This is a genomic window from Nostoc sp. 106C (assembly GCF_002154725.1).
Taxonomy (GTDB): Bacteria; Cyanobacteriota; Cyanobacteriia; order Cyanobacteriales; family Nostocaceae; genus Aulosira.
On the sequence record NZ_MTAW01000121.1, the window covers coordinates 67,630 to 94,611 of the forward strand.

General features: G+C 41.3%; 17 protein-coding genes. 6 read left to right on the plus strand and 11 right to left on the minus strand.

Annotated elements, in window-relative coordinates:
- Window positions 1-26: 26 nt before the first annotated feature.
- Window positions 27-1,202: a hypothetical protein gene (locus BV375_RS17620; RefSeq protein ID WP_086762694.1), complete on the minus strand. Its 1,176-nt coding sequence runs from the start codon at window positions 1,200-1,202 to the stop codon at window positions 27-29.
- 235 nt (window positions 1,203-1,437) lie between these two features.
- Here BV375_RS17620 and ssb point away from each other — a divergent pair, with 235 nt between their 5' ends.
- Window positions 1,438-1,821, plus strand: coding sequence for a single-stranded DNA-binding protein (gene ssb, locus BV375_RS17625; RefSeq protein WP_086762696.1), 384 nt, complete (start codon window positions 1,438-1,440; stop codon window positions 1,819-1,821).
- A 73-nt stretch (window positions 1,822-1,894) separates the two neighbouring features.
- Complete coding sequence (locus BV375_RS17630; protein WP_053458066.1) at window positions 1,895-2,314, plus strand: hypothetical protein; 420 nt, start codon at window positions 1,895-1,897, stop codon at window positions 2,312-2,314.
- A gap of 54 nt (window positions 2,315-2,368) precedes the next feature.
- Here the strand turns inward: BV375_RS17630 and BV375_RS17635 are convergent, their stop codons facing one another.
- Window positions 2,369-2,737 (minus strand): hypothetical protein, encoded by a 369-nt coding sequence (locus BV375_RS17635; protein WP_243713975.1) that lies wholly within the window; start codon window positions 2,735-2,737, stop codon window positions 2,369-2,371.
- Between the two features lie 233 nt (window positions 2,738-2,970).
- On the opposite strand from BV375_RS17635, the gene BV375_RS17640 reads away from it, so the two are divergent.
- Window positions 2,971-4,986, plus strand: coding sequence for a caspase family protein (locus BV375_RS17640; RefSeq protein WP_086762698.1), 2,016 nt, complete (start codon window positions 2,971-2,973; stop codon window positions 4,984-4,986).
- A 215-nt stretch (window positions 4,987-5,201) separates the two neighbouring features.
- A complete protein-coding gene (locus tag BV375_RS17645) occupies window positions 5,202-9,752 on the plus strand; it encodes a caspase family protein (RefSeq protein ID WP_086762700.1) in 4,551 nt (1,516 codons plus the stop codon).
- Between the two features lie 387 nt (window positions 9,753-10,139).
- Here BV375_RS17645 and ltrA read toward each other — a convergent pair whose 3' ends face one another.
- Window positions 10,140-11,837 carry a group II intron reverse transcriptase/maturase gene (gene ltrA, locus BV375_RS17650; RefSeq protein ID WP_086762702.1) on the minus strand — a complete coding sequence of 566 codons (1,698 nt, stop codon included), beginning with the start codon at window positions 11,835-11,837 and terminating at the stop codon, window positions 10,140-10,142.
- A gap of 13 nt (window positions 11,838-11,850) precedes the next feature.
- On the opposite strand from ltrA, the gene BV375_RS36055 reads away from it, so the two are divergent.
- Complete coding sequence (locus BV375_RS36055) at window positions 11,851-12,060, plus strand: hypothetical protein (RefSeq protein WP_143842116.1); 210 nt, start codon at window positions 11,851-11,853, stop codon at window positions 12,058-12,060.
- Here the strand turns inward: BV375_RS36055 and BV375_RS36060 are convergent.
- The 8 genes from BV375_RS36060 to BV375_RS17685 form a co-directional block, all read right to left on the minus strand.
- A complete protein-coding gene (locus BV375_RS36060; RefSeq protein ID WP_143842117.1) occupies window positions 12,057-12,254 on the minus strand; it encodes a hypothetical protein in 198 nt (65 codons plus the stop codon). The two genes, BV375_RS36055 and BV375_RS36060, sit on opposite strands and share 4 nt — an antisense overlap.
- A 315-nt stretch (window positions 12,255-12,569) precedes the next feature.
- Window positions 12,570-14,456: an alpha-amylase family glycosyl hydrolase gene (locus BV375_RS17655; protein ID WP_086762704.1), complete on the minus strand. Its 1,887-nt coding sequence runs from the start codon at window positions 14,454-14,456 to the stop codon at window positions 12,570-12,572.
- Between the two features lie 182 nt (window positions 14,457-14,638).
- The gene (locus BV375_RS17660; protein WP_086762705.1) at window positions 14,639-16,984 is read right to left on the minus strand and encodes a HEAT repeat domain-containing protein; all 2,346 of its coding nucleotides are present in this window, start codon (window positions 16,982-16,984) and stop codon (window positions 14,639-14,641) included.
- A 275-nt stretch (window positions 16,985-17,259) separates the two neighbouring features.
- Window positions 17,260-18,402 (minus strand): formylglycine-generating enzyme family protein, encoded by a 1,143-nt coding sequence (locus BV375_RS38185; protein WP_243713976.1) that lies wholly within the window; start codon window positions 18,400-18,402, stop codon window positions 17,260-17,262.
- A 281-nt stretch (window positions 18,403-18,683) separates the two neighbouring features.
- A complete protein-coding gene (locus tag BV375_RS36940; protein ID WP_166507468.1) occupies window positions 18,684-19,163 on the minus strand; it encodes a hypothetical protein in 480 nt (159 codons plus the stop codon).
- 170 nt (window positions 19,164-19,333) lie between these two features.
- Window positions 19,334-20,572 carry an HlyD family efflux transporter periplasmic adaptor subunit gene (locus tag BV375_RS17675; protein ID WP_086762707.1) on the minus strand — a complete coding sequence of 413 codons (1,239 nt, stop codon included), beginning with the start codon at window positions 20,570-20,572 and terminating at the stop codon, window positions 19,334-19,336.
- A gap of 216 nt (window positions 20,573-20,788) precedes the next feature.
- Window positions 20,789-22,081 carry a hypothetical protein gene (locus tag BV375_RS17680; protein WP_086762709.1) on the minus strand — a complete coding sequence of 431 codons (1,293 nt, stop codon included), beginning with the start codon at window positions 22,079-22,081 and terminating at the stop codon, window positions 20,789-20,791.
- A gap of 703 nt (window positions 22,082-22,784) precedes the next feature.
- Entirely contained in the window at window positions 22,785-23,150 is a 366-nt protein-coding gene (locus BV375_RS17685; RefSeq protein WP_243713977.1) for a transposase, read from the minus strand.
- 122 nt (window positions 23,151-23,272) lie between these two features.
- On the opposite strand from BV375_RS17685, the gene BV375_RS17690 reads away from it, so the two are divergent.
- Entirely contained in the window at window positions 23,273-26,881 is a 3,609-nt protein-coding gene (locus tag BV375_RS17690; protein WP_086762712.1) for an NB-ARC domain-containing protein, read from the plus strand.
- Window positions 26,882-26,982 lie beyond the last annotated feature (101 nt).

The following is a 26,982-nucleotide window of genomic DNA, read 5'->3' on the forward strand; positions in this document are numbered from 1 at the left end:
TTTATTAATCAACAGCAGAATATTAATTACTGTTTTCCATTCAAACGACCTGTTTGATAAAACTCAAGCAGGTTAGGGAAAGCTTTTTGTAGCAACCAGTTACGCCCAATTTCTGATTCGGGAATATTTGAAGCAGCCATGTAATAACCACTTCTGTAAGCAGCTACACCTAAACAAGCTTGTAGGCTGGATATAGCCCGTGAAGAAACTGGAATAGCCATCAAATCTTGTATATGACTAGGATGATAATTTTGTCCTACCAGTAAAAAATGAACTAAAGTATGAACCAACCGGGATAAGACAACTGTTCGGTATTGCCAACCTTCTAAACGGGTCTTGATGCGGAAGTAATCAGGTAATTCTGCCGCATGAGATTCATCAAGGAATAAATCGCTTTGGCTTTCGATAAAATTAGAATCCAGAGCTATAAACTGTTTGAGAAAAACAAGCGTTTTGCCCCAACGTTCTTGTTCCTTAGTTTCAGGAGAGAACGCACCTTCTGAATACTGTGAACCATACTTTTCTTGAAGCTGTGCAACCGCCTCTTGATTAATATCACCCTGCCAGTCAGATTCAACAAAAAACTCTTTTAAAATATCTTGCAAGTAGATGGATGAAAACTCACAAATATCTGGTGCTGCATCATCAAAATCGTCTTCATAAGTATTAACAATAAATTTCTCTAACTCGATTTCTAACTCTTGCTTTCTATTAACTGGTAGTAATGATTGAGCGTCTTCTAATGATAAAGGAAAATCTAAATAAGGATGACCTTTGGCTAAGTAAGAATCACCCAAATCTGCCAAACTTTCAAGCGCAAGAGTCCGGGCAAAATACTCATCTTGTGGGTGTACGCATATCCCCTCTAATTCCTTATCCACCAACATCATAGTAATTGCAAGTAGAGCAAACCATGAAGCATCGTGCAAACAAGTCGGTAAATCAGCAATTAAATCTACTAACTTCAGTTCTAGAATTTCTCCCCAAACACCTATCCTAGCAGTATTAGAAACATCACAAAAATGCTCAACCTCTTCTCCAACAGATGTTTCTCCTAACCACGTAAGATTTTCTACTTGCAAAGGTGAAGAGTAGTCAGGAGTTAGCTGATTTTGGCTGTCTTCATCGAACTGTATCCACATCAAAGCCAAGAGTATCAGCTTACAAATACTTACTCGCTTTAGGAGAAGATATTCAAGCATAAGTCATTACTTATAATTTTTAGATACATACCACGCTAATTGCGATCCCACCATAGCACAGGATAATTAGACGTTCCTTAGTAAAAACCGCAATGCAATGAGAAACAGGGATAAAAAATAACTCACAAGTATGAATCAAAAAGTGTGCTTTAAATAAAACAATTCGTCAAAATGAGAAATCCTCAAAGAACTAATGCTGACGCAGCAATAAAAGAAATATATCAATTCTCGCGTTATGAACTATATCAACAAAGTCATGCTAGTTGGCAGATGTGGACAAGAACCCGATCTGAAATATTTCGAGTCGGGAGCAGTTAAAGCTTCAATCTCTATTGCAGTAAGACCGCCCTACAGAAGTGAACAAGCCCTTTGGTTTGATTTAGTCGCTTGGGGAAATCAAGCAGAAGTGATTGGAAATTACGTTTGTAAAGGAACTCAGATTGCAATTACTGGTGAGTTTGGATTCGACCGTTGGGCTGATAAAAATTCTGGCACTATACGACAAAAACCTATAATCACAATCAACGCCATTGAATTATTAGGTTCACCCCGTAAGGAAGAATCTACATCTACTTCTGTACCAAACGAAACACAGGCTGTAGCTAACGCAAATTTCTAGAAAGTTACAAATCGCCTATGCAGTATAAATCATAGGTGATTAACCATCTAATCAATCTACAAATCAAACGACCATGATTCATAATACTGCAACTATTAATCTTAAGTCAGTGAACACAACCCACGACAAAGAAGGTTCCTTGATTGCTTTTGGGATTGCTGAATTCTACTACCGTTCTAAGGAAGGAGTCGTTACTGACGAGATACCATTCCGTTCCAAGGGCGCACCTGCTGTCGTTATCAATGAACAGGGGGAAGGCGTACATGGTACAGCAGAAGGATATCTTGATTTAGTAGTAGATAACAGGGGTGAGTACAAAGAAAAGATTGCCACATTCGTAATTAGAAACTTTATCTCAGCACAACCTATTAACGAACTTACCCAAGTTAGCAAAAACTCTCACTCGCCTGAGACTCCCGATTTTGCCAAGGAACTACTCGAAGATAACGTTACTTCGACAAATGAAGACCTAGACGAAGAACCCCCATTTTAGAACCAACTAACTGAATAATGCTAGTCCAGACAGGTTTACTTGTTGGTACTAGCATTATTTTTTATTCACCCAGATCTTATGACTGTCGTAAAAATCCCCACGTTGTTCCAATGTAAACCCACCCAACAATAATCCCAGCCATACTTCTACTAAAGGCATTTTTAAAGCACGTTGCAGTTGCGGTAGCGAAATTTCATCTTGAATATTTCCAAGATAATAAGCGATCGCATTTTCCCACTCCTGCACATCTTCATCACCTGCTAATTTGTGAACATCTTCTACAGTCCTGACTTCCTCCAACATTTCTAAGACTTTCTCTTTCTCAACAGGTGCTACCACTGAATCACCATGTAAGGCAGAATTAGAAAACTGATGTGGCCCATGTGGTCTGAAAGTCTTTTCATCATCACCAAAATCTGACAAGAACCACATTATCCTTTAAGTGACATACTGCGGCAAACTTATGGTTACAGTCACATATTGTGCTGGTAATGTGGTGTGGGGTCATTTCGGCTGACTGCGAACAATTGCTAGATGTCTCCAGTTAAATCTCAAAAAATTTTTGACAATAATTCGGAAAACCTTCATTTATTGTTGTAGCTGAGCAAGTAAACGTATATTTGCAGTGTATCGTCAAAAATTAGTATTATTGCTATATGAATCGGAATATCTACGCATTACTAGTTGGCATTGATGAATATCCAAGCCCTGTTTCTTCATTGCAGGGATGTGTAAATGATATAACTGCAATCAAAGAGTACTTAGAAGGGCGAGTTGATAATGATGAGTATCAGTTACACCTACTGACATTATTGAATCAGGATGCAACCCGCCAAGCAATTATTAATGCTTTTCGTCAACACCTGTGCCAAGCTTGTAGCGAAGATATAGTATTTTTCTACTACGCAGGACATGGTTCTCAAGAAGAAGCCCCAGAAGAGTTTTGGACTATAGAACCAGATCGAATGAATGAAACCCTTGTTTGTTACGACAGCCGCAGTCCGGGGAGTTGGGACTTAGCAGATAAAGAATTAGCAAAGCTGATTGCAGAGATAGCCCAGAAAAAACCTCAGATTACGATTATTATGGATTGTTGTCACTCCAGTTCTGGCACTCGTGGTGACTTAGAATCAGATACAGCAGTCCGTCTGGCTCCTATTGATAGAAGAAAGCGCCCCTTAAACAGTTTTATCTTTTCCAATAAAGATGCCGAGCAACTATCAACTGAGCGCAGTCTGGCAAAAAATACCGCTCGCTGGACTTTCCCACGCGCAAAACATATTTTTTTAGCAGCTTGCCGCGATCGCGAAACAGCCAAAGAATATAACGGGAGCGGACAACATCGGGGAGCATTTTCTTATTTTTTACTCGATACTTTAAAAAAAGCCAATGGCAGTTTAACTTATAGAGATTTATTTAAACGCACTAATGCTTTAGTTCGCGCTAAAATTGCGGCTCAATCCCCCCAATTGGAAGCAACAGTACTGGATGATTTAGAACAACCGTTTTTAGGGGGAGCGATCGCTGCTGGCAAACCTTACCTAAGTGTCAGTTATCACAAAGATTATGAATGGGTAATTGATGGAGGTGCGGTTCATGGAGTTCCCCAACCTTCTTTTGATGAAACAACCGAACTTGCATTATTTTCCTTTGACAGTTCCCCGGAACGAATGAAGGAATTGTCAACGGCGATCGCTAAAGCTAAAGTGATTGCGGTTATGCCCCATCTAAGTCAAATCCAGATTAGTGGTATTGAAAATTTAGAACCAGAGATGACTTTTAAAGCAGTTGTCACCAGTTTACCCCTACCGCCTAAAGGTGTTTTAATTGCTGGTGAATCAGCAGGAGTAAAATTAGCTCGCACCGCACTGCTGACCATAGGGACAGAAAAACAGCCCTCATTATTCCTTAAGGAAGTTGCAAAGCCTGAAGATGCTGAATTTAAGTTACTTGCTTGTAATGGGCAATATTTAATTACTCGCCCAGCCGATGACCGTCCATTAGTTGCTCAAATTCAAGGCTATACAGAAAAAAATGCTTTACAAGCGATCGAGCGATTGGAGCATATTGCCCGTTGGACAAATATAGCTGAACTCTCCAGCCCAGCGACCAGTAGCATTCAAGCCTCGGCAGTGCAAATGGTCATTTATCAGTTAGGGGAAGAGATTAAAGATGCTCAGATTAAGTTCCAGTACCAACAGCAAAATGGAAAGTGGAAAAGCCCGGCTTTTAAAGTCAAACTCAAAAATACTAGTACTCGAGAACTTTTTTGCGCCCTTCTGGATCTAACGGACAGCTACGCAGTCGATCCCCAACTTTTGGAAACTGGAGGTGTTTGGCTCAAACCAGGAGAAGAAGCTTGGGCATTGAGAGGTGAAAATATCTACCCAACAGTGCCAGAAAAACTTTGGAAACAGGGAATAACTCAGAGCCAAGATATTCTCAAACTGATTGTTAGTACTGCTGAGTTTGATGCTACCTTATTGAGACAAAATAAACTAGACTTGCCTTTTTTCCCCGAAAGAGAAGTAAACAGAGGGCGGGGAACGCTAAACCGTTTGATGAAGCGCGTGCAATCTCGCGACTTAAGAGCTGCACTAGAGGAACAGGAATTGTATGATGACTGGATTACCAATCAAATCAACATTACTACTGTGCGCCCCAACACTTAACAATTCAAAATTCAAAGTTAATAAAACTAGATATCATAAAGGTTTTAGCTTATGTCTCTGTCGCATTCTTTTTTCAAATTAGTATAATTTTAAATCCTAATCAGTGTTTTTTATTATTCTCCATTTTGAATTCAAAAAAAGTCAGTATGCAGTGAAACCATAAGTACATCACTTTTAAACAGGTCAAAGAACTAACCGATGAAGGAACTGTTTTTATGTCTGAGTTTTCTAGAAATCTGGCATTTATCATCGGCATTAATAATTACACAAACGGTATTTCTTCTCTAAAAAATGCTACCAATGATGCTAAAAAGTTAGTTGAAGTATTGCGAGAAAAGCATAGTTATCAAGTATGGGTATGCTTAGATGAAGTAGCCACCCTTAAGAACCTGAAAAATTTTCTCGAAAAAACTCTTCCACAACACGTTACCGCAGATGACCGCTTGTTATTTTACTTTGCGGGACATGGAATTGCCCTTAATGGTGATGATGGCCCAGAAGGTTATTTAATTCCCCAAGATGCCAAACTGGGAGATACCAAAACCTATCTACCAATGGCTTATTTGCAGGAGTACTTGAGCGATTTACCATGTCGTCATTTCTTGGGAATTCTCGATTGCTGCTTTGCTGGTGCATTTCGCTGGTCGAGTACTAGAGATTTATTAGCTGCACCGGAAGTGATTCATAAAGAACGTTATGACCGCTTTATTACTGACCCAGCTTGGCAAATAATTACCTCTGCTGCTTATGACCAAAAAGCCTTAGATGCTTTTAATTTGAATACAGAACGCGGTCAAATTGGCGAGCATTCACCCTTTGCAGCAGCATTGCTGGAAGCGTTAACGGGTTCTGCTGATGCCTATCCGTCTGCTAGTAATGGCAAACCCTCTGGAGACGGCATCATTACTGCTACCGAACTCTACTTGTATCTGCGCGATGCAGTTGAACCAGCAACTCAAGAAAATCGCCAACGGCAAACCCCCGGTATTTGGCCTCTGAAAAAACATGACAAAGGCGAGTATATATTTCTCGCACCTGGACATCCACTCAATTTACCACCAGCGCCACCTCTGGATGAATCTCAAAATCCCTATCGCGGCTTAGAATCTTTTAACGAAGAACACACTCAGTTTTTTTTTGGTAGACAAGCGTTAACAAAACAGTTATTTACACACATTTGTCAGCAACCGTTAACTATAGTTTTAGGGGCTTCAGGTACAGGTAAATCAAGCTTAGTGAAGGCAGGATTAATTGCTTACATAAAAAATTTAGACACAACTCACCAACAGTGGCGTATTTTAAAGCCAATACGTCCGGGTGAGTCTCCATTACGAGCTTTAAATAATACATTAAACTCAAAAAATTATTTGCTCTCCTCTATTACCAGCCTGCCTACTTTTGATACAGTAGAAACTCTTTGCGCTCATTTAGCAACTTGGATCGAGTTAAATCCTCAGTCAAAATTATTACTAGCAATCGATCAGTTTGAAGAACTGATTACCCTCTGCAAAGACGAACAAGAGCGGGAATTATTTCTCAACTTTTTAGCGGAAGCAGTAAAAAATTATCCTCAACAATTGCGATTGGTACTGACGCTACGCTTAGATTTTGAATCTCAATTTAGAGATACCCCATTAAAGCAACATTGGACGGCTGCTCGATTTATTGTGCCACCAATGACACGGATGGACTTGCGCCAAGCAATAGAGGAACCGGCATCTGCCAAAGTGATGTATTTTAAATCGGACGATCGCAATTATCCTTTGGTCGATCGCCTGATTGATGAAGTGGCAAATATGCCCGGTGCGCTACCTCTGTTATCTTTTACACTGAGCGAGCTTTATCTGAAATATCTAAAACGGCAGAGAATTGCTCAACAACGCAGTGAAACAATAGACAGAGCTATTACTGAGGCAGATTACCAAGAACTAGGTGGAGTAGCTCTAAGTCTCACCCAAAGAGCAGATCGCGAATATGAGGAATTAGTCAAGCTCGATCCAGCATTCGAGCAGACGATCTGTCATGTGATGCTACGGATGGTAGCAGTGGGCACAGGTGAGTTAGCCGCCCGCCGACGGGTATCTTGGTCGGAACTAGAGTATCCAGAGCCAGAAAATCAGAGGGTAAAGCAAGTAATCAAAAGCTTTTCGGCAGCACGCTTACTGATTGAAGGACAGGATATAGAGGGTAAATCTTATGTGGAGCCAGCCCACGATGCCCTGGTGCAGGGTTGGCGAAAGCTGCTGATTTGGAAACAAGATCCTCAAGAGCAAGAAATTAGTATTTTGCAACGGCAGCTAACAGGCGTTGCTCAGGATTGGAAAAATCAGCGCCCAGAAAAATTTCATTGGGATACTGCTCCAACTGCTTGGTTCCAGCAACTAGGGAAAAGAAATCAACAGTTAGGTCTACTTTGGAATGCCAACCCCCGCTTGGATTTGTTAAAACAGGTACTCAATTCTCAGACAAACAACTGGTTTAACCAGGTAGAAACTGAGTTTGTTGTTTCTAGCCTCCAGCGCCGACGAAACAATCAGCTTCGCGCCTATGGACTGGGAGCTTTGGTGCTTGGTGGCGTGTTGCTATTTGCTTTTAATCAGTGGAATCAAAACCAACAAACACAAAGTATAAACTTGGCTAGATCTTCAGAACAGTACTTTGGTCGAGATCAACAGTTGGATGCTTTAGTAGACGGCTTAAAGGCAGCAAAAACACTACAATGGACGGTTAACGCACCGCCTGAAACCACAATTCCGGTTGTGAATGCCCTACAGCAGGTAGTTTACGGTGTGAAAGAACACAACCGCCTGCAAGGGTATAATAACACTGCTGTTAGTGGTGTCAGCTTTTGCAATGACGGCAAGACCATCGCTTCAGTAAGTCAGGACGGGATCGTTAAACGCTGGGGCTTAGACGGTAAGGAACTTGACACCATCGATAGGCAGACTGCTGATGTTGAGAGCGTTAGCTTCAGTCGCGACTGCAAGATGGTAGCATTGGGCAGTAGAGATGCAAGTATTACACTTTGGAATTTAGATAGCAAAAAAAGCAAAAAATTGATTTTCCTCAAAGGAACCGCTACAGTTTGGAGTCGAAGTAGCAAAAAAAGCAAAGAATTGGTTCCCCTCAAAGGGCATATCACTTCTGTTACGAGTGTCGGCTTCAGTCCCGACAGTAAGCTACTGGCTTCGGGAACTGAAGACGGCATCGTTACACTCTGGAGTATTGATGGCGAGCAACTCTGGACAATCCAAGGACATAGCACTGAGCTTGATAGCGAAAATATTAACATTGGGACAGTTGGGAGCGTTAGCTTTAGCCCTGATGGTAAAACGATCGTTTCAAATGGGGATACTACTAAACTTTGGAGCCTAGATGGGAAATTAAAGACCACTTTCAAGGTATCGGGGAATGCGAGTTTCAGCCCTGATGGCAAAATGCTAATTTTGGTAGACTATCACGCCATAACACTGTGGGATCTCAACGGCAATGCACTGGGGAGGCATCCGATAAATGGCGACATATCAAATAGCATCAGTTTTAGCCCCGATGGCAAGACAATCGCTTGGGCAAGTCGTGATGGCATCATCAAACTTTGGAACTTGGACGGTAATGAACTCACCACTATTAATGGGCGTGGTAGTGTCAATAGTGTTAGCTTTAGCCTTGACGGCAAAACATTGGCTGCGGGGAATGGTGATGGCAGCATCAAACTTTGGAGTTTGTCAAAGGAGCCATTAACAACACTTAAACTGGATAATTTAATCAATTGCTTTAGCTTTAGCCCGGATGGCAAGACAATTGCTTTAGGTGGCTTCAAGAAAGTTACAATCTGGAGCTTGGATGGCAAGCAACTCAAGACGTTCGAGGTAGCTCCTAATGCTTCAGACACTGAGAGCAGTAATCAGGTTGAAAGCCTCAGCTTCAGCCCCGATGGCAAGAGCTTGGCTGCGTCTGCTAACTTCATTATCCAATTATGGAGCTTGGAGAACGGCAAAGAACTTTGGAAGCGCCCGGAAAGTGGAGTAAATTATAGTAGTTCGTTCAGTAGCGTCAGTTTCAGCCCTGATGGCAAGATAGCTACACCGGGTGGAGGCAAATTGCTCAAGCTCTTTAGCTTAGACGGCAAGGAACTTAAACCACTCACACTTGAAGGGTATAGTGAAAATCGCTTCAGCTTTAGCCCAGATGGCAAAACTCTGGTAGTACTAAGGAATGACAATACTATCCAACGCTGGAGGACAGCGGACGGCAAAGAACTCCCCTCGCTGGGAAATCCAGCTAGGAGCATACAAGGAGCTAACGCTCAGGCTACAAGCATCAGTTTTAGCCCGGATAGCAAAATCCTGGCTGCGGGAAGTAGTGATGGCACGCTCGAACTCTGGAACTTAGAGAACGGCGAGAACGTTGGACGGCTCAGGGGGCATACAGACGGTATTAATAGTATCAGTTTTAGCCCAGATGGCAAAATTCTGGCTTCGGCAAGTGCTGATAACAGCATCAGATTTTGGAGTTTGGAGAACGTTACGGAAGTAGGCAAAATCGCATTGCTCCCGCGCAGTAAAGCCTACTTTAGCCCCGACGGCAAAACCCTGGCTGTGGTAAGTGATAAAACTGTCACCCTTTTGAACGTAGATTTAAATGATTTATTGAGGAGGGGGTGCGATCGCGTTCATGACTATTTGAAAAATAACCCCAATGTCAGTCAGAGCGATCGCTATCTCTGTAACGATGTGCCAAAAATAGTTGCAAAAGCAATACCTTAGCCAATTTACGAAGGTTCAACTCCTAATTTCTAAAAATTTCTAATTTTTCCTACTAGCTAAGTTCAGTAGATCGAAAAGTTTGGTGATCGCTCCATTTGGGGCTTCTTGGCTGTGTCATCCTCCCCTCCTGGCTTTCAGCCCTTCTTTCTGATTTTACTCTTCCTAGAGTGACCAAAGAAAGTTAATTGATTCTGCGATTGATTTAGTGATGAGAGAAGGGTGATAGTAGAAACCAAGCGGGTTATACAGAAAAAGTTTCATGATACTCATTTTGCTCATTCCTGCAATCATCTAGTGTCGGGTAGGGCAGGGATATTACTATCCCTTTCCCCCCTAAGAACCGTGCTTGCATCTTATAAATGCACACGGCTCAAGCAAGCCATGAAGCTACCAAAGTGGCAATTCTTCTTTGAAAATATCTTTCTTTTGAGAAGAATGAATTTGTTGGTGGCAATAGTAATGTACTAATTGAAGATTGGCGTAAGTATCTTGACCACCCTGGTGGCGAGGAATTTTGTGATGCCGATGTAGGGTTTCTCCATTAAACAGAGAGTCACCACATAATGGGCATCGATTATCTTGTTTAAGTGCGAGTTTCTCAAGGCTCTTGGACAGATATTTGGATTTATCCTTTTCTCTGTTTAACCAATATTCTTTGAGTGCCGGGTCATCAGGTGATGATGTTCCTTTCACAAGACAATGCCTATTAATCTTAAACCAACTAAATTTCAACAAGTGAAGACCAGAGAGTTTGTTTCCAAACACAAAGTTATCGTTCCTGTCTAAATTTAGTTTTCCCCAATAGCGATTTATGCGCCATTTGTCAGATTTATTAGGGTGCATTCGCTTGGTGTATCTTCTTGCCCTCTTATACATCCAATAATCTAAACTATTGAAGATTTCTGAGGATACACCGATACGGAAATAGTTAGCTGAACCTCGAATAATTGGGTTAAGCTTGGCTATTAAAGCATCGACATTCAGGGTTTTATTTTCTAACCATACACGTCTGAGCTTATCCCGTAATTTCTGCATGGATTCTTTGCTCGGTTTAATGAGCAGTTTCCAACCAGTTTTGGTGTTGGTGTCTTTGTATTGTCTAATTGAAAAGCCAAGGAAATCAAATCCTTCACTAATATGGACTATTTTGGTCTTTTCTGGGGAGAGGGTAAGCCCTCTGTCTTTCATCCATTTGTTAAGGATAGAAACTGAATTCAGTGCAGATTCTTTGGTTTCACAGAACACTACAAAATCGTCAGCGTATCTCACAACAGCAATTGGGCTGGTGAGCTGATCTTTGTTGTTATAAGTTACACCTAACGCTTGTTCCATTCCATGCAAAGCGATGTTAGCCAAAACGGGGCTGATTATTCCACCTTGCGGTACTCCGGTATTGGTTTCATAAAAAGTCCCTTTGTCCATATATCTTGCTTTCAACCATTGGTTTATCAATTTTCGCGCCGGAAAATTGCCTATGGCGTTCTTCAGTGGTACATGAGCAATTTCGTCAAAACAGCTTTTGATATCAGCATCTACTACCCATTTTTTCCTAGTTCTAGAATGTGCCAGCGTGAATATTTTCTTGATGGCATCATGGGCGCTTCTGCCAGGGCGAAAACCATAGCTGCTGCGTTCAAAAATAGCTTCCCAATAGGGTTCCAATGCATTTTTAACAATCGCCTGTAAACAGCGGTCTATTATGCAAGGTATTCCTAATGGGCGCTGTTTCTTATTTGGCTTGGGGATGTACACCCGTTTGACTGGGAGTGGTTTCCAAGGAATACATTGTGTCAACATATCTACAAGCATTCCTCTGGCTGATGGTGTTTGCACCAAGAGTTTGTCCACTCCAGGCGTATTCTTGCCAGCGTTGATTTGCGTTACTTTCCTTACTGATAACAGTATGTTGGAATAGCTACGCATTAGTAGCCTTTGTAGACTACGAACCAACTTTAATTTACCTTCTTTGGTTGCCTTGAAAATTCGTTGTCTCAGTCTCCTCACTACTTTGTTGGCTTTGCGCCAATTAACGCAATTCCATTCAGTAGTTCTCTGAGTTACGTTCACAATCTCAAAAGATTGCATCTAACTTTTCCTTTTGAGTCCGGTTTCTTCACTAGGTTTTCAAGAAACTCACCCACCATACGTCAGCACCCTTTCAGGTTGGGCAGTTACCCTATCTACTCGGTTATTTATTCCCGTTGCCTTTCGGCTAGTAGCATTCGCTTTTTATGGCATCCCTCACCCACTGGGGTTTTATGGTTGGATTGCTCCTTCCTTACTATTCACGCCTTTTGGGCGTTTCTAGACCCCATTGGGGTTACTTCGTTTCACACGCATGAGATACAGCCAATTTAGGTTCCCTCTATACACCGGGGGTTTGTGGTGTCCTAATATTTCGCCTTGCTTGGAACGAAATTCATTACCCCGTGCTGCCGTAAAAGCCGTTTCCGACAGTCTTACTTCACGATGCCTCTTCAAAGGTTCACTTGCGTTAACCATGTTGGCTTTACCCTAGCACCTCTCCCATCATTACGGCTGACAGGTTTTGGCACACTTGACCTTCTAGCTGTGAGACAACCGGATTACTCCTGTTGCCCCTTCGGGCGGGTACTGGCACTGGACACTTGCCAGGAGTCTTTCTGAGGGACTCACTCTACAACGTGCGACATCGAATCGCACAAGCAAGAAGTAAGCAATAAAACTTTTTACTCACGCAAAAGCTTGAATTATAAGGATTTGAGATAGGTACGACTGCGCAGCTTTCTTGCGTGGTCGGGGCTTTTTCTCCTTTGTACGACGATCGCTCAATTGAGGTTATGTGAGAATTGCCATTCCCGTTGGAGGTAAATCAATCCGAATTATCGCTCGACTGTTGTTGAGTTGAACAGTCAAGGTATGATTCTCAGGAGGATTGCGTAACTCAGAGTCACTCCAGTCACTTTTGTACAGAAAGGTGATCTTAGAACCAGACGGATGCAATAATGCATCAATTGTGACCTCTGCACCTCGATTTTCAGTAGCAGAGGTATTTAGAGCTATCATAACTTCCTGATCAAACAGGATACGTGACCAAGCAGTTAACTCTCCAGGTCCCGGAATGGAAAATGAACGACCTAAAAACGAGGTTTCCCGTAAATACTGTCTTCCACGACGTAAAGCTTGTCCAATCTTATTCTTTTGATTACTAATCCGCGCAATCGCTGCAATGCGAAGATACGTTGGATGATTAGGATCAAAGAAGTGACAATCTTCTGTTTCAAATGCTCCGAATGTGCCACCGAACATAGATTCACGGATGTATCGGTCATCAAAGGGAATTTTTCCATTCTGATCTAATGGTTCAATGCTTATGTCATGATTCTCTTGATTTCCATCAAAAGCTTGCTCAGTACCATAATAGATGCAGGGAATTCCCAGAGTAGTTATTTGCAGACCCACAGCATGAGCTACCTGTGCGTAACGAGTTGGCAAATCATTTTTGGCTGTAAATCTATATTTGCCAGGACGCCCTACCATGTCATGGTCATCCAAGATAGATACGTGATATCGCCCTGTTTCACGATGGCTGCCTAAAGAATCATGACCACCGAACTGTTCAAAAAAGTCCTTGGGATTAGTGAACCCCTTGACCAAATTTGCTATTTTTTGAGTTGGGTCTCCGATATCCAAAGCCGCATCTAGGTTACGACCAAAAATATCTAGATAGTTTTTAGCCATATCAGCACCACCTGTTACCTCTCCAAGTAGCATGAAATTTTCTTTGCCAATAGACTCTGCATATTCACGGAGACCACCACAGAAGTTCCGAGATGCTTCCCAAGGCACATGTTTAACTGTATCAATGCGAAAACCGTCACAATCGCTCAGAGCGATCCAATACTGATATACTTTAATCAAAGCTGAAAGTGCTTCTGGCTGATTTTTGAGATCGAAGTCTTTGAGATCGAAGAAATCCCCGCGTCGGAATTCATTATCTGGATCTAGTGGATTTTCCCAGGGTTCTGGGTCCCATTTACCAATCTGACCAGCGCGATTGTACCAATTAAGGTTTTGAAAATCCTCTGGCCAAACACCATCTTCTAGGCTGTTCTTGTCACCAATCCGAATCGGACTTTGCCCATTCTGTCCAGAACGCCATCCATAGACTGGATAAGGCGGTTGAAAACGATAGGGAAGGGTTTCTTTGGGTTGCCCATTGTCATCATAGAACCAGTTATTGCCAGAGTGGTTGTAAATAACATCTAACAGGACATACATCTGTCTGTCGTGAGCGGCGTCTACCAAATCTCTTAAATCCTGACGAGTACCAAAGCGCGGATCAATATCAAGAAAATTCTGAATTCCATAACCGTGGTAAGTTTCTAAGTCAGATCTTTGCCGCCAAATTGGTCCAATCCAAAGGGTTGTTACACCGAGTCCTTTCAAGTAGTCCAATTTGCTCTCTATCCCTTTGAGTGTACCACCTTGAAACTTTTTGCCGCCTTTCATCCATGTGCTCTTGTCTTTTGCTTTATATTGTTCTGCATTTGTGCGGTCAAAAAGTGGGCGTTGATTTTCTCTGCCATCACTGAATCTATCTGGCAACAAAAAATATAAAATCTCGTCTCGCCAAGTAGCAGGACTGGGAAAAACTCTTCCGCGTGGTTTCAAGTCTACGTCCTTAAGTGTTTCTGGGGCAGATGGTTCGACTTTAACAGGCATGACTGTTCTCCTTTAACGTTTTGAATGTGCCATAATTTGAGCCGAGATAGCTGCATATTCGGAAATTAAGGCTGAAATAAATTTTTCTATGTATGTTTGATAATTTGTTACTTATTTGTACTTAAAGCAGTTTAAAATAAAGAAAAATCAAGCATTTTCAGCCACTATTTCCAGTTTCGTCTCTATCTCGGCTCAGTGACGATTTGGCATAATGAGTAAAGTCTCCCTTTCAGATCTAATTTAGTCCGTGATGTGATAACTAAGGCATTCACAGGAAAATCTAGCTGCGAAAGCTGATTCTTGATTTCCAAAATCTTGTCATCACTCATCTCACGGAAGGCATCTACATCCACAATTACTAAAACACGGCGCTGTTTCAAAAGCTGGTCGAGCAATTCTGGTAAGATAGAATCAGTCGCCTCAACCAAGTCTTTAATCTGTCCAGATATAGCGTTTATAAAAGGTTTCTCATTAGCTTTATTTTCTAAATTTAATTCAAAGTCAGTAATCAGTACTGGCAACATGAGGTGCTTGCAAAGCCGCTCATTCTTGTCTTTCGACATTGCCCATTTAGCCAGTTGATAGGCTAGTTTTGTTCCTCCTTCTCCCTGAATAACTAGGCAACTTATCTTTTTAGAAAAAATTGGTTGCAATTCCTTGATAGTAAGATTAGTGACTGAAGTGCTATCTAGCTCAACGGCTATAGGTTCGTAATTATCGAATTTTTTTACTAGTGTAAGAAAATTCTTATTAAATAACTTGTATTGATTTGAAACCCACTTGTCAAATACTCTTGGTCGATAACAAAAAAATTCCAAAAAACTTATAAAACTTAAGATATCAATCGTTACCTTAAAACCTCCTGATAACGAAGCAGGTAAATCAATACCTTTAAAGCGATTGAAAGCTTGCTTGATGTAAAACAGCCCTAGTGGATTTAGCCAAAAAATGAAAATCCAAACACATGGTAAGAGTAATAAATAGAGTATTATTACTAAAACCAACGGATTTTTTTGAATCCAGCTAAATATGAGAAATTGCAACTGTAGGTTAAGAATTTGGAGATACCATTTGACCTCTTTTTCTTCTTCTAAAAAAAGTTTTTCTTTTTCGTTTGATTTCTCTAAAACATTAGCTGCATTTTGCCCATTCCATATTATTAATAATTGCTTGCATCCTCCAAAAGGCAAGGATTTCTCTTTATTTTTAGTTGGGTCTTGATAGGCTTGGTTTTTAAAAAATTCTTGCAAGGAAGAGGCGGCATATTTGCGAACTGGTTTATCTTCCAATGAATCTTCCACAACCTGAATGAGGGCAGGGACAGCTTCTTCGGACTCTAACCCCACTTTCCCCAGAGCATAAGCGGCAGATTGACGAACGTATGTTTCATCCTTTCCATCTTTGAGGATACTGATGAGGACAGAGACAATGCGTTTTGAGCCAGCAACTTTTGGGTCTGACGCAATTTTTCCCAGAGCATTGATAACATCTGTGCGAAATTGTACATTCTGATTCTTTTCCTTTTCGACCTCGATGAGTTTGGAGATAGCGTCTTTGGCATTTGAACCCATTAATCCCAAGGCATTCGCAGCGCTAGAACTAACTAATGTATTCTTATCTTTGAGAGCTATGATAAGAGGCTGGACAGCATCCTTAGCAACTGTTGGCTCAGACCCCATATAGCCCAGAGCAAGGGCAGCATTTGCGCGAAGAAAGTATGCCTCTGGCTTCTGCTCTTGTAGAGCGCTAATGAGGGCAGGAACGGCTTTACGATTTAAACTTGCTTTCAAATCAGCATTTCCTAAGGAATTAGCGGCTTTGGCACGGACAACTACATCCTGCTTCTTATCCTTCAAGAGATTGACGAGGCTAGGGACAGCAGCGCTAGCGTCTGAACCTATTGCTCCCAAAGCATAAACAGCACTGGCACGAACTTGTACATTCCGATGTTTCAAGGCGGTGATAAGGGTGCCGACAAGATCGTTGATCGTTTCCTCGTTCCCAAAAAATTCTCTCAAGGACTTTTTAGTTATGTTATTGATTGCCCGAGATATTTCCCCTATGGAATTGGCTGCTCTGGAACGAACACCAGCTACCTCCTTATCATCTTTCAAAGTTTTGATTAATGCAGGGATAGCTAAGTTAGCAAGAACTTCGACATCTTCTGTAGTAGAGCCATAACTCCTTTTCCCAAGGGCTACAGCTGCACTGACTCGAACAGTTGCTTCTTGATCCCTCAGTGCTTTGGTCAGGGCGTTAACAGCCACTGCGGCACTCTCAGAAGGATTTGCGAAATTAGGATTTCCCAAAATTGGTTTTCCTAAGGCAGATGCAGCAGTGACGCGAACTGTTACATCCCGATCCTTTAGCTGCTGGATATAGGCATTAACTTCAGCGTCTAGAGTTTTAACCTCTGCGTCTGGATTTTGCGCCCATACTGCATGGTTGATCTGCAGTACAAACAAAGGGACACACAGGACAATACTCTTAAAAGCTACAAGAAATTTTTGTCTAGTGTGCTCGATCATAAGTTGTTATCCGTTGGTAAATATTATCTTCAGAGATCGTCACCAAAATTACAAAGGACGCGGCAGAAAGCTCACTCCATACTCTCTCTTAGGAGAAACTCTATCCACTGCTTATTTATTGGTCGTTGGTTGTTTATGAAGAAATACTTACCAACCAATAACTAACAACCCTAAATCACACCTACTTTACTTGGAAGATGAATTGACAACGTGATTTAAATTTTTCTGCTGTCTCTTCCAGTAAATTTTCATCTATTGGTTGTAGTCTATAAGACTCACTCTAAAGCATACACAACCCGAAAGCCGATGTAGTAGCTTAAGTCATAGGGGAGTCCCTTAGCACGACTTGCGGCTCTGCAAAGTTCTGGATAATTTATCCATGAACCCCCACGCATTACCCGATATTGATTCTCATCATCAGATAGCCATGCACTTCCATCTAAAGGTGCGCCCTGGTAGTTATCATGCCAGTGGTCAGCACACCATTCCCACACATTACCATGCATATCGTACAAACCAAAGGCATTAGCTTTCAGAAAGCTCCCAACTGGAGTTGTTTGCTCACGCGATTTTCCTTTGTAATTCCCCTGAAATGAAAACCTGTTTTCCTTGATTGAAATTTGATGATTACTGGAATATCCAAATTTGGATGTAGGGTATGTGAGATGAGAAGAATAGCTACAGGAATACCCAAACCCCGAGATGGGAGACGAAGGAGGATCTTGAGGAGGAGACGAAGGAGGATCTTGAGGAGGAGACGAAGGAGGACCTGCCTCATAACTATAGATGGAACGTCCATCATAGTTTGCCAACTCAGTTGTAGTAGTCTTGCCAAAATAGAAAGGAGTCGTCGTTCCAGCGCGACAAGCATACTCCCACTCAGCTTCGCTAGGTAACCTGTACTCTCGTCCCGTTAACTGGGCTAGCCGTGCACAAAATTCGACTGTATCATGCCAGGAAACCCGCTCCACAGGTCTGTTGTCTCCTTTAAAATCAGCAGGATCTGGTGCAAGTGGGTGATTGATTTGAGGAAGGGCTGCTACAAACCGCCACTGTGCCTGGGTAACCGGATACTTACTCATGAAGAAAGGGGCTACTGTCACTATGTGCTTTGGACCTTCATGCGTATCCCTTCCTGCTTCTGCTTCTGGTGACCCCATCTGGAAAGTGCCGCCTGGTATTGCAACCATCTCTAGCCTCTCTTCAATACCAAGTTTTTCACAGAATAACTGGGCTTGAGCGTGGCGTTGAGAATTTTCCTTTTCTTGGCCATTCACTGTAATGATTTCAAATTTAAACACAGTTGTAGCAGTTGAGTGCTCTTCTCCTAACTTACTCAATGAAAACATTGTTCTGTTCAACGGATTTGTACCAGATAAACTACTACCGAAGCCTCTTAAATATTCTTGTATCCTCATTAGTCTTAATTTCCTATGCGAAAATACAATTGGCTTTTTTAACTGGAAAAAGGAATAGTATCAGGCTGGTGTGAAACTCAATGGCTCGATTATGAATAGTTAGATATCAATGCCATATTTTGAGTTTTGACCCTTCACTTATCAAGCTTCTATCCAGCCTTTATGCAACAGATGGGTTTTTGTAACAGTTCTTGATGTTTTGTTGATAACCGCCATCTATCCCCAGCAACGGAAAAATTCTGGTCGTTAAGGCTGAAAAGCCTATATGTAGTGACCTGCAATTATAGAACCCATTTGGGATCTTGGAAGAATGGATAAAATAAGAAATAAATGCCGTACTCAAGCAGCTTAACCGACAAAGAGTGGGCAATTATTGAGCCACTATTGTCGCAGAAGAAGCAAACCAGACCACCAAAGTGGACAAAGCGACAACTACGAATATTTTGCTGGGCTGCACGAACGATATCCTGTTCAGCAGCAGCTCTACATGCTAATTCTCCCTGAAACTCAAAGCTATCTGAGTCATCAATGATGCGATCGCCTGTATCACCCAGTAAACCTGTTCCTGATGTTGCAATAAATGGCTTTCCCGAACCCGCTAAAGCTTCTACAAATGCAGAAATGACATCACATTCTGTTTTGACTACACCTGCAAAATCACTGTAGTCATGAATGAATGCAGTATGGATAACACCATCTGAGGAGCGGGCAGCTTCGATCAATTTTTCTCTATCTTGCAAAGTTCCCAAAACTGGCTTCATTTTAAGTGCTTTGAGCTTTTGGGCAGATGATTCACTTCACGCCAGACCGAAAACGGTATGACCTGTCTCTTTAAGCCGTCGAGCAACAATTGAGCCGATATACTCTGCATCAACGAAATAAGGGGTATTGCAACGATTCGTGAAAAATTCCGCAATTTCGTTTGTAACTCTTAGGACTTTGACTCGATAAAGCGAACGTTTACACTTCTCCCTGCCAGACAAAAATCGTCAAATCTAGGGGTTTTCTGCCAATCAACTTTGATTCGTACTGCCGCTACCCGTACTGGTAGTTGACGGCGAGCAATTTCTGGCGGTGGTTCTACAACATATTGCCCAACTTCAAAACGACCTGTACCTGCTCTAATTGTCTCTACTCGTCCTTCCCATTGAACATTACTTGAGTTATTAAGGTTGATTTGGGCTTCTTGTCCAACGACAAGTTTCGACACATCAGTCTCATTTATGAATGCTTCTATCCAAAGATTCTGACAGTTGAGTAACTGAATAATCGATTTATTAGCTTCGACTATTTCCTGGGGCTGGGAATCAATTGACCAAATCACGCCTGTTGTTGGTGCTATGACCAAGACGTTTTGTTGAGAGAACAATTCTTTACTGGTAATGGATAACTGTGACTGAATACTCTGGATTTGTTTAGAGAGGATTCTTTCTTGTTCCTTTAGGTCTGTTAACTCTACATCAAGTTCGAGAACGCGAGTTTCAGGATAGCTTAAGGTGCGAGTTCCTTCTAGCTGAAGTCCGGCTTTCGTTGCTTCTAAGTTGAGTTTGGCTAGCTCAATTCTTGATTGAGCTTCCTTTACTACAGCTTCGGCTTGCTGCGCTTCTGCAATTTTGTTTTCAGATCTGGAAATGGTTTCTGCCCCCTCCTTTGCTAAGCTAGCAAGGCGGTGAGCGTCAGCAAGCGCTACTTTTTTTCTGACTTGTTCTCCAGCGATTTCCTCTTCAAGTTGTTTTATCTGTTGATCGGCGTATTTGGTTTGAAGCATTTTCTGGGTGACAGTTTGTTGTCTAAACAAGCTCATCAATTTAGTTCGATTTTGAATTTGCTGTTTTACCCCAGAGAGTTGCTGTTGAGCATCTTGTAGGCGAGTTTTCAATTGCTGATTTTCAATTTTGAGGACTGATACTCGTGGATTTTCGACAGTAGATTTAATAGTACCGATTTGTGTACCTTTTTCAAGTTGGTTGCTCAACTTAATTTTCTCGCTTTTCAACTCTAGCTTGCCTGGAATGGATGCCCGCACAAAAATGATTTCACCATTAACATAGGCTTGTACACTGCGAATTTGAGAGAAGCTGCGTCTCAGCCTAACTCCAATAACAGCCAGACAGCTAAGGACTAGAATCGAAAGGATAATTTTTCCTGAAGCTGTTTTAATTAATTTCATGAACAAAAGAAAATATTTTCTGTATCGGAAGCATTATTCTAATTAGCACTACTACCAAATAAGTTGTGTCAAACTTTTCTTGCTTATAAATCCGTGATCGCTTTAAATTTTAGTTAGTTTTCGCGCATACTATTTAGGTTATTTAGAAAACCAGCGTCCAAACAAGTACAGGACGTCATCTCATTCCTTAAGCAACAAACTCGCTTTTCGGCAGTCTCAAGAATCCCAGCTAGCTCCATAAGCTGGAATACCTTTGCCCAAACAAGTCTTGACCACCTTTTCAGTAACCGCTTTGTTGGATACACAAAACACAGCTTGCGCCCTAAAATCTTGAACGGCGTCAAGAGCTAGCTGCTCTACATTTGGTCTACCATGCATTCCTGTATCAAAAATATTGCAACGAGGATGAGAGCCAAGCAAAGACCAAAGCTTTTCGCCGTAAGTTTGTTCGTGTTCGTTAGCGATCCACACAATACAAAGTTTGTGACTATTTTCTATCACATGAGGTATGACTGGTGCAATTCCTGCTCCAGTTGCGATTACAACTACTCGTGAATAAGCGTTAATTGAAAACATAAAACCAGGAGGCTTGACTCGACGAACCCATAGTCGTCTGGGTAAATTTCCTTTTTGAACTTGCCGAATCAAATTTTTAGTCCAGTCACCTACCGCGCCGATTATTAAATGAATTTCTGAAGAGTCCGTTTGTTTATTGAAACTCGTTCCTGCAATAGAAAAGGAATGCCATTCAATACCATCTAGACTAATTCGAGCAAATGTCCCTACGTCAGCCCTTCCTGGAAGAGTCACAACTAAAACTCCAACAGATGGACAATCCATCCTAAAATTATCAAAACACTGCACGCTTATCCAAGGCAAAAATAAGCTGAAAATCATCAGCGCGATCATGAGTAAAACTGGATTAGTTAATAAAGTTTCTAGAGGATAAGCTTGGTTGAGAGCGATAATAAATTGAAATCTAATTTGATGCAAGACGAGAATACTCAAACAAGTCCATCCCAGATAGCGATGGCTGATTTCAAATGTATCATGGAACTTATGGCGGAATGGGGGAATAGCAGTGATGATAATAATAAATAAAAGTGTTAACAATATACTGGATGTAATGATTGATATAGGATCGTTGGATGTAGCCATTGATAGAGGATCGCTTGGGTTTCCCAACTGCTGGAATACATCAACAATTAGCCAGAGGAAACCCCAAGTAGCACATGAGGCGTGAACCCCACCGATATAATGAACGCCACTATTAAGATAGTATTTGCCATAAACAATCTTTACCGAAGTCCACACTGCAAAACGATACAATAAATGTAAAACCAGTTCATTACGGACTAAAACAGCTACTAGTATATTGCTGACACTAAAAATTGCTATTGAAATGTCATTTAAATATATTGTTTCGTAAAAAATAACTAAAAGTAAAATATTGACGCTAGAAACTAAAACCCACCAAAAAACATGCATATTCAAGTTTTGCTTGAACATAAATCTGTCTCCTGAATTCAAGTTCAAATTTTCTGATTATTAATTTCACCGATTGTCTATTAAGCCAATATGTCACTCGAGCAACTAATAGAGACGGCAATAAAGTTCCATTAAAAATACAAAGTTTATTAAAGGTGGATTGCTGTTGATTTTAATGTCAAGCTAAAAACATTCTTGCATGAAAAATGATTAAAGTTTCTCAAGAGATAAATTTTTTTTTCCAAATCTAACTTTTGATAGAGGAGTTTTTATGACCGACTGCGTGGGTTAAAATCGCTTAAATTAAGGTAAGTCACCTCACTGCGACGCCACCCTACGATCAAAACTGCCAGCAGTGCCGCATCCCTTCTCCCCAATGTTGAGTCATCTTGAATACAATCATTCCAAAGCACAGAGGTTTGCTGTTCGCTACACCTAATGAGGCGCAGAAATACCGCGCTCGCTCACAGACGGAACCAAGGAAGCACCACTAAAACCATACACAAGTTAATAAGTATTATTTAAAACATTGGGTTTTCTACTCCAAGAGCCACCCCAGCCTACGAGGCACGACCTCGCAAGGAAGTTGAGCAGCGTTGGCTACTGAAACCTTTACCATAAGCGATGAAGAGCCAAAACTTTATCGCCATTTCTTAAAAGATTTTCTTACACTCTGCTGGAGCGATGCTCTACTTTTCTGTTTATATAGAACCCATTTGAGATCTCAGGAAGTGGCTGCAAGCCGCTTAAGCATTAACCTAACAAAGCAGAGGTTAATCTTAGTTGTGGCATGAGATAGAGTTCGCTCAAAGTTCTTGACTATACTTTTGCAACGCTCCATCCAAGCATTTGATCGTTCTATCACCCATCGAGCCACCGCTGGCACAAATCCAGATTTTCCTTGGGCTGCCTTCTCTTGTTTCGAGGGCTTTGTTGAAAGCTCAAACCTGATTTTTGTCATGAGCTGAGGATAAACCTTCTCCAATGCTTCAATTAAATAGTCAATGTGATAACCGTGGTCTAGGAGGATAGTAATCTTGGGAAGATTAACAGGTTTTGATTTGAAATAATCGATGTTGAGCATCAACATTTCAATCAATCCCGCATCATCTTAGAGCGATCGCCATTAATTATCGATACACTAAAGTTCCGGTGAAGTTCCGGTAAAATTACTTTTATGGTAGAGTTTGCATAGAATTTACATAGTAGCCTATGAACTTTGAGGAAGCGCTAGAAGTTGCTGATGAGGCTGTGTTCGTCAAGGTGGGAAGACGGCTGAGTCAAGTAGAAATTTCTATCCTCAAAGGCTCTTGGAAACATCAACCATACGAACAAATTGCTTCAGCAGCTTGCTACTCAGTGGCATATATAAAGCAACATGTTGGCCCCGAACTTTGGAAACTGCTGAGTGAAGCACTAGACGAGAAAGTTACTAAGAAAAACTTCCAATCTGCTCTAGAGCGCCGATGGCGCAAATCTTGGAAGGCAAACACAGCAGGGGAAACTCTGGAGAATTCCATTCACAATCTCAAATCCGAAATTCAAAATCGAGCAGACTGGGGAGAAGCGATTGATGTCTCTGTGTTTTATGGACGTACAGCAGAACTCAACACACTCAACCAATGGGTGAGTGAAGAACGTTGCCGATTAGTAGCGCTGTTGGGAATGGGGGGAATTGGCAAAACCTCTCTGGCTGCTAAACTAGCTCAACAAGTTGAGGGACAGTTTGATTTCTTGATTTGGCGATCGCTCTACAATGCCCCACCTCTTTCTGACCTATTAGCTAACTTAATTCACTTTTTGTCCGCAGGTCAGGTTTTAGCAACCGATTGCCCAAACAGCATAGACGGCAGAATCTCGAAACTAATTGAATATTTGCGTCAATATCGTTGTCTTATCATATTCGATAATGCTGAAACGATTTTACAAAGTGGCACTATTGTAGGAACCTATCGAGAAGGTTGTGAAGAATATGCTCAACTTATCAAACAAATTGGAGAAGTTACCCATATTAGTTGCCTTGTGCTAACTTCACGGGAAAAACCGCAAGACTTAGCCCTTCTGGAAGGAAAAGCACTACCAGTTCGCTCATTACAACTTACTGGTTTAGATGTAGTGGACGGGCAAAAAATCTTTGAAATTAAAGGGTTATGTGGCTCTGAGACAGAATTAAAAGCAGTAGTTGAGCTATATCAAGGTAACGCCTTGGCTTTAAAGATAGTTGCCACGACAATTTTAGATGTTTTTAATGGCAATATTTCTTATTTTTTAAACAAAAAAACTTCTGTTTTTGGTAGTATACGCGAAATTTTAGATCAACAATTTTCGCGGTTGTCAGATTTAGAAAAAAATCTCATGTACTGGTTAGCAGTTAATCGGCAGCCAGTTTCATTAACAGAATTGCAGAGTGATATCGTATCACTGCTACTCCCACAACAATTATTAGAAGCTCTGGAGTCTTTGGTAAGACGATCCCTGGTTGAGAAAAGCTCTAATTTATTTACTTTACAAGCTGTAGTTATGGAATACATAACTAATGAATTTGTCCAAAATATTTGGACAGAAATTAAAACTCAAAACCTAGATTTATTCAGAAGTCATACTTTAATAAAAGCGACGGTAAAAGACTATATTAGAGATATTCAGATTCGTTTGATACTCAAACCAGTTATAGATGGACTATTAACTATATTTAGAAATCGGCAAGTTTTAGAAAACCAACTAAATAAAATTTTAGTAAAGCTGCAAAAAACATTCTCAGAAGAACAAAATTATGCAGCCGGAAACATTCTCAATATGCTTTGTTATCTGGGAACAAATCTGAGTAACTATGATTTTTCGCATTTGGCTGTTAGGCAAGCAGATCTACGATATGTAAATTTACACAATGTGAATTTTAACCACGCTCATCTAGCTCAGTCTTTATTTGCAGAAACTTTTGGTGGGGTTTTGTCATTAGCATTTAGCCCCAATGGAAAATTTTTAGCTATTGGAGATATGAATAGTGAGATTCGCTTGTATCAAGTTGGTGATTGGAAACAGCTAAAAATCCTGAGAGGTCATACTGATTGGGTATCAGCACTTGCCTTTAATCATGACAGTACTATCCTTGCTAGTGGCAGTGAAGACCAAAAAATCAAGCTTTGGCATGTCACAACTGGTCAATGTCTCAATACCTTGCAGGGACATGAACAGGGAATTTGGTCACTCGTCTTTACTTCCGATAAGAAAGTATTGGTCAGTAGCAGTGATGACAAGACCGTAAAAATATGGGATGTGCATATTGGTCACTGCTGCAAAACTTTGCTAGGACATCAAAATATGGTCAGGGCAGTAGTTTTGAGTCCTGACAACAAAGTATTAATTAGCGGTAGTGTGGATAAAACACTGAAGCTGTGGGATGTTAGCACTGGTAAATGTTTAAAAACTTTGCCAGAACATAATGAAGGGATTTGGTCAGTTGCCATCACTCCAAATGGAAAGAGACTTGCTAGTGGTTGTGGCGATGGAGCAATCAAGATATGGGATATTAAAACTGGTGAATGTCTGATGACCTTGCAGAGACACTCTGACTGGGTGATGTCACTTGCATTCAGCCCAGATGGACAAACCCTGGTAAGTGGTAGTTGGGATCAGAAAGTGAAGCTGTGGAATGTCAGTAGTGGTGAGTGCCTGAAAACTTTGCTAGGACACAATAGCATGATCCGAGCAGTTATGTTTAGTCCTGACGATCAAATCTTGGCAAGTGGCAGTAATGACCAAACTTTGAAACTGTGGGAAGTTGCTACTGGTCAATGTTTAAAAACTATGCAAGGATATGGTAATGGCATCTGGTCAATTGCCCTCAGTCCTGACGGTCAAATGCTGGCTAGTAGTAGCGATAAAACGGTGAAATTGTGGGACATTAACACTGGTGAATGCTTCGCAACACTCATCGGACATAGTAATGAAGTCAAGTCAGTGGCATGGAGTCCTGATGGTGGTATTGTCGCCAGTGGCAGTGAAGACAAAACAATCAAGATATGGGATATTAAAACTTGTAAATGTCGGCAAACTTTGCAAGGACACTCGAATTGGATTTGGGCAATTGCTTTTAGTCCCGATGGTCGTACTTTGGCTAGTGGTAGTCATGACCACACAGTGAAATTATGGGATGTCCAGACTGGTCAATGCTTGAAAACTTTACATGAACAAAACCACGGAGTTTTGTCAGTAACCTTCAGCCCTGATGGTCTAACTTTAGCTAGTGGTGGTCATGACCATACAGTAAAGATATGGGAAATCAATACTGGTAAATGTCTGCAAACTTTGCCAGGACATAGAGGTTGGGTGTGGTCAATTGCCTTTAGCCCCGATGGACAAATCCTGAGTAGTGGCAGTGGAGATCATGTAGTCAAGTTATGGGAAGTCAAGACTGGTAAATGCTTGAAAAGTTTGCCAGGGCATACAGGCTGGGTGCGATCGCTTGCCTTTAGTCCAGATGGTAAAATTCTCAGCAGTGGTAGTATGGATCAAACTGTGAAGTTATGGGATGTGAACACTGGTGAATGCCTCAAAACTTTACAGCAACCAACTCAAGCCGTTTTATCAGTTACCTTTAGTCCTGAGGGGCATACTCTTATCAGCAGCGGTGAAGATGAGACGCTGAAGATTTGGAATATCTTGACAGGTGAATGTATTAGAAGTTTGAGAAGTAAAAGACTTTACGAGGGGATGAAGATCGCCGGAGTTACTGGGTTAACTGAAGCGACGCTTAGTACTCTTAAAACTCTAGGGGCGATTGAAACTGAGTTGCACATCAGTAACAATGGGCGAGTGTAAAAAACTATTGTCCAAATCTGTAGGGTGGGCATTGCTCTCAAGTAAAATTTAATACATTGGATAATTCGTGATCGCTTGGAAAAGATAGAGAGTTATAACTG

Excerpts from the sequence above, each read along its gene's own strand:
- ltrA (WP_086762702.1), bottom strand. The coding sequence starts at position 11,837 with ATGCAATCTTTTGAGATTGTGAACGTAACTCAGAGAACTACTGAATGG.
- BV375_RS17680 (WP_086762709.1), bottom strand. The coding sequence starts at position 22,081 with ATGTTCAAGCAAAACTTGAATATGCATGTTTTTTGGTGGGTTTTAGTT.
- BV375_RS17690 (WP_086762712.1), top strand. The coding sequence starts at position 23,273 with ATGAACTTTGAGGAAGCGCTAGAAGTTGCTGATGAGGCTGTGTTCGTC.
- BV375_RS17675 (WP_086762707.1), bottom strand. The coding sequence starts at position 20,572 with ATGAAATTAATTAAAACAGCTTCAGGAAAAATTATCCTTTCGATTCTA.
- BV375_RS36060 (WP_143842117.1), bottom strand. The coding sequence starts at position 12,254 with ATGGTTAACGCAAGTGAACCTTTGAAGAGGCATCGTGAAGTAAGACTG.
- BV375_RS17620 (WP_086762694.1), bottom strand. The coding sequence starts at position 1,202 with ATGCTTGAATATCTTCTCCTAAAGCGAGTAAGTATTTGTAAGCTGATA.
- BV375_RS17685 (WP_243713977.1), bottom strand. The coding sequence starts at position 23,150 with ATGTTGATGCTCAACATCGATTATTTCAAATCAAAACCTGTTAATCTT.
- BV375_RS17640 (WP_086762698.1), top strand. The coding sequence starts at position 2,971 with ATGAATCGGAATATCTACGCATTACTAGTTGGCATTGATGAATATCCA.
- BV375_RS36940 (WP_166507468.1), bottom strand. The coding sequence starts at position 19,163 with ATGAAGCCAGTTTTGGGAACTTTGCAAGATAGAGAAAAATTGATCGAA.
- BV375_RS17655 (WP_086762704.1), bottom strand. The coding sequence starts at position 14,456 with ATGCCTGTTAAAGTCGAACCATCTGCCCCAGAAACACTTAAGGACGTA.
- BV375_RS17630 (WP_053458066.1), top strand. The coding sequence starts at position 1,895 with ATGATTCATAATACTGCAACTATTAATCTTAAGTCAGTGAACACAACC.
- BV375_RS38185 (WP_243713976.1), bottom strand. The coding sequence starts at position 18,402 with ATGAGGATACAAGAATATTTAAGAGGCTTCGGTAGTAGTTTATCTGGT.
- ssb (WP_086762696.1), top strand. The coding sequence starts at position 1,438 with ATGAACTATATCAACAAAGTCATGCTAGTTGGCAGATGTGGACAAGAA.
- BV375_RS17660 (WP_086762705.1), bottom strand. The coding sequence starts at position 16,984 with ATGATCGAGCACACTAGACAAAAATTTCTTGTAGCTTTTAAGAGTATT.
- BV375_RS17645 (WP_086762700.1), top strand. The coding sequence starts at position 5,202 with ATGTCTGAGTTTTCTAGAAATCTGGCATTTATCATCGGCATTAATAAT.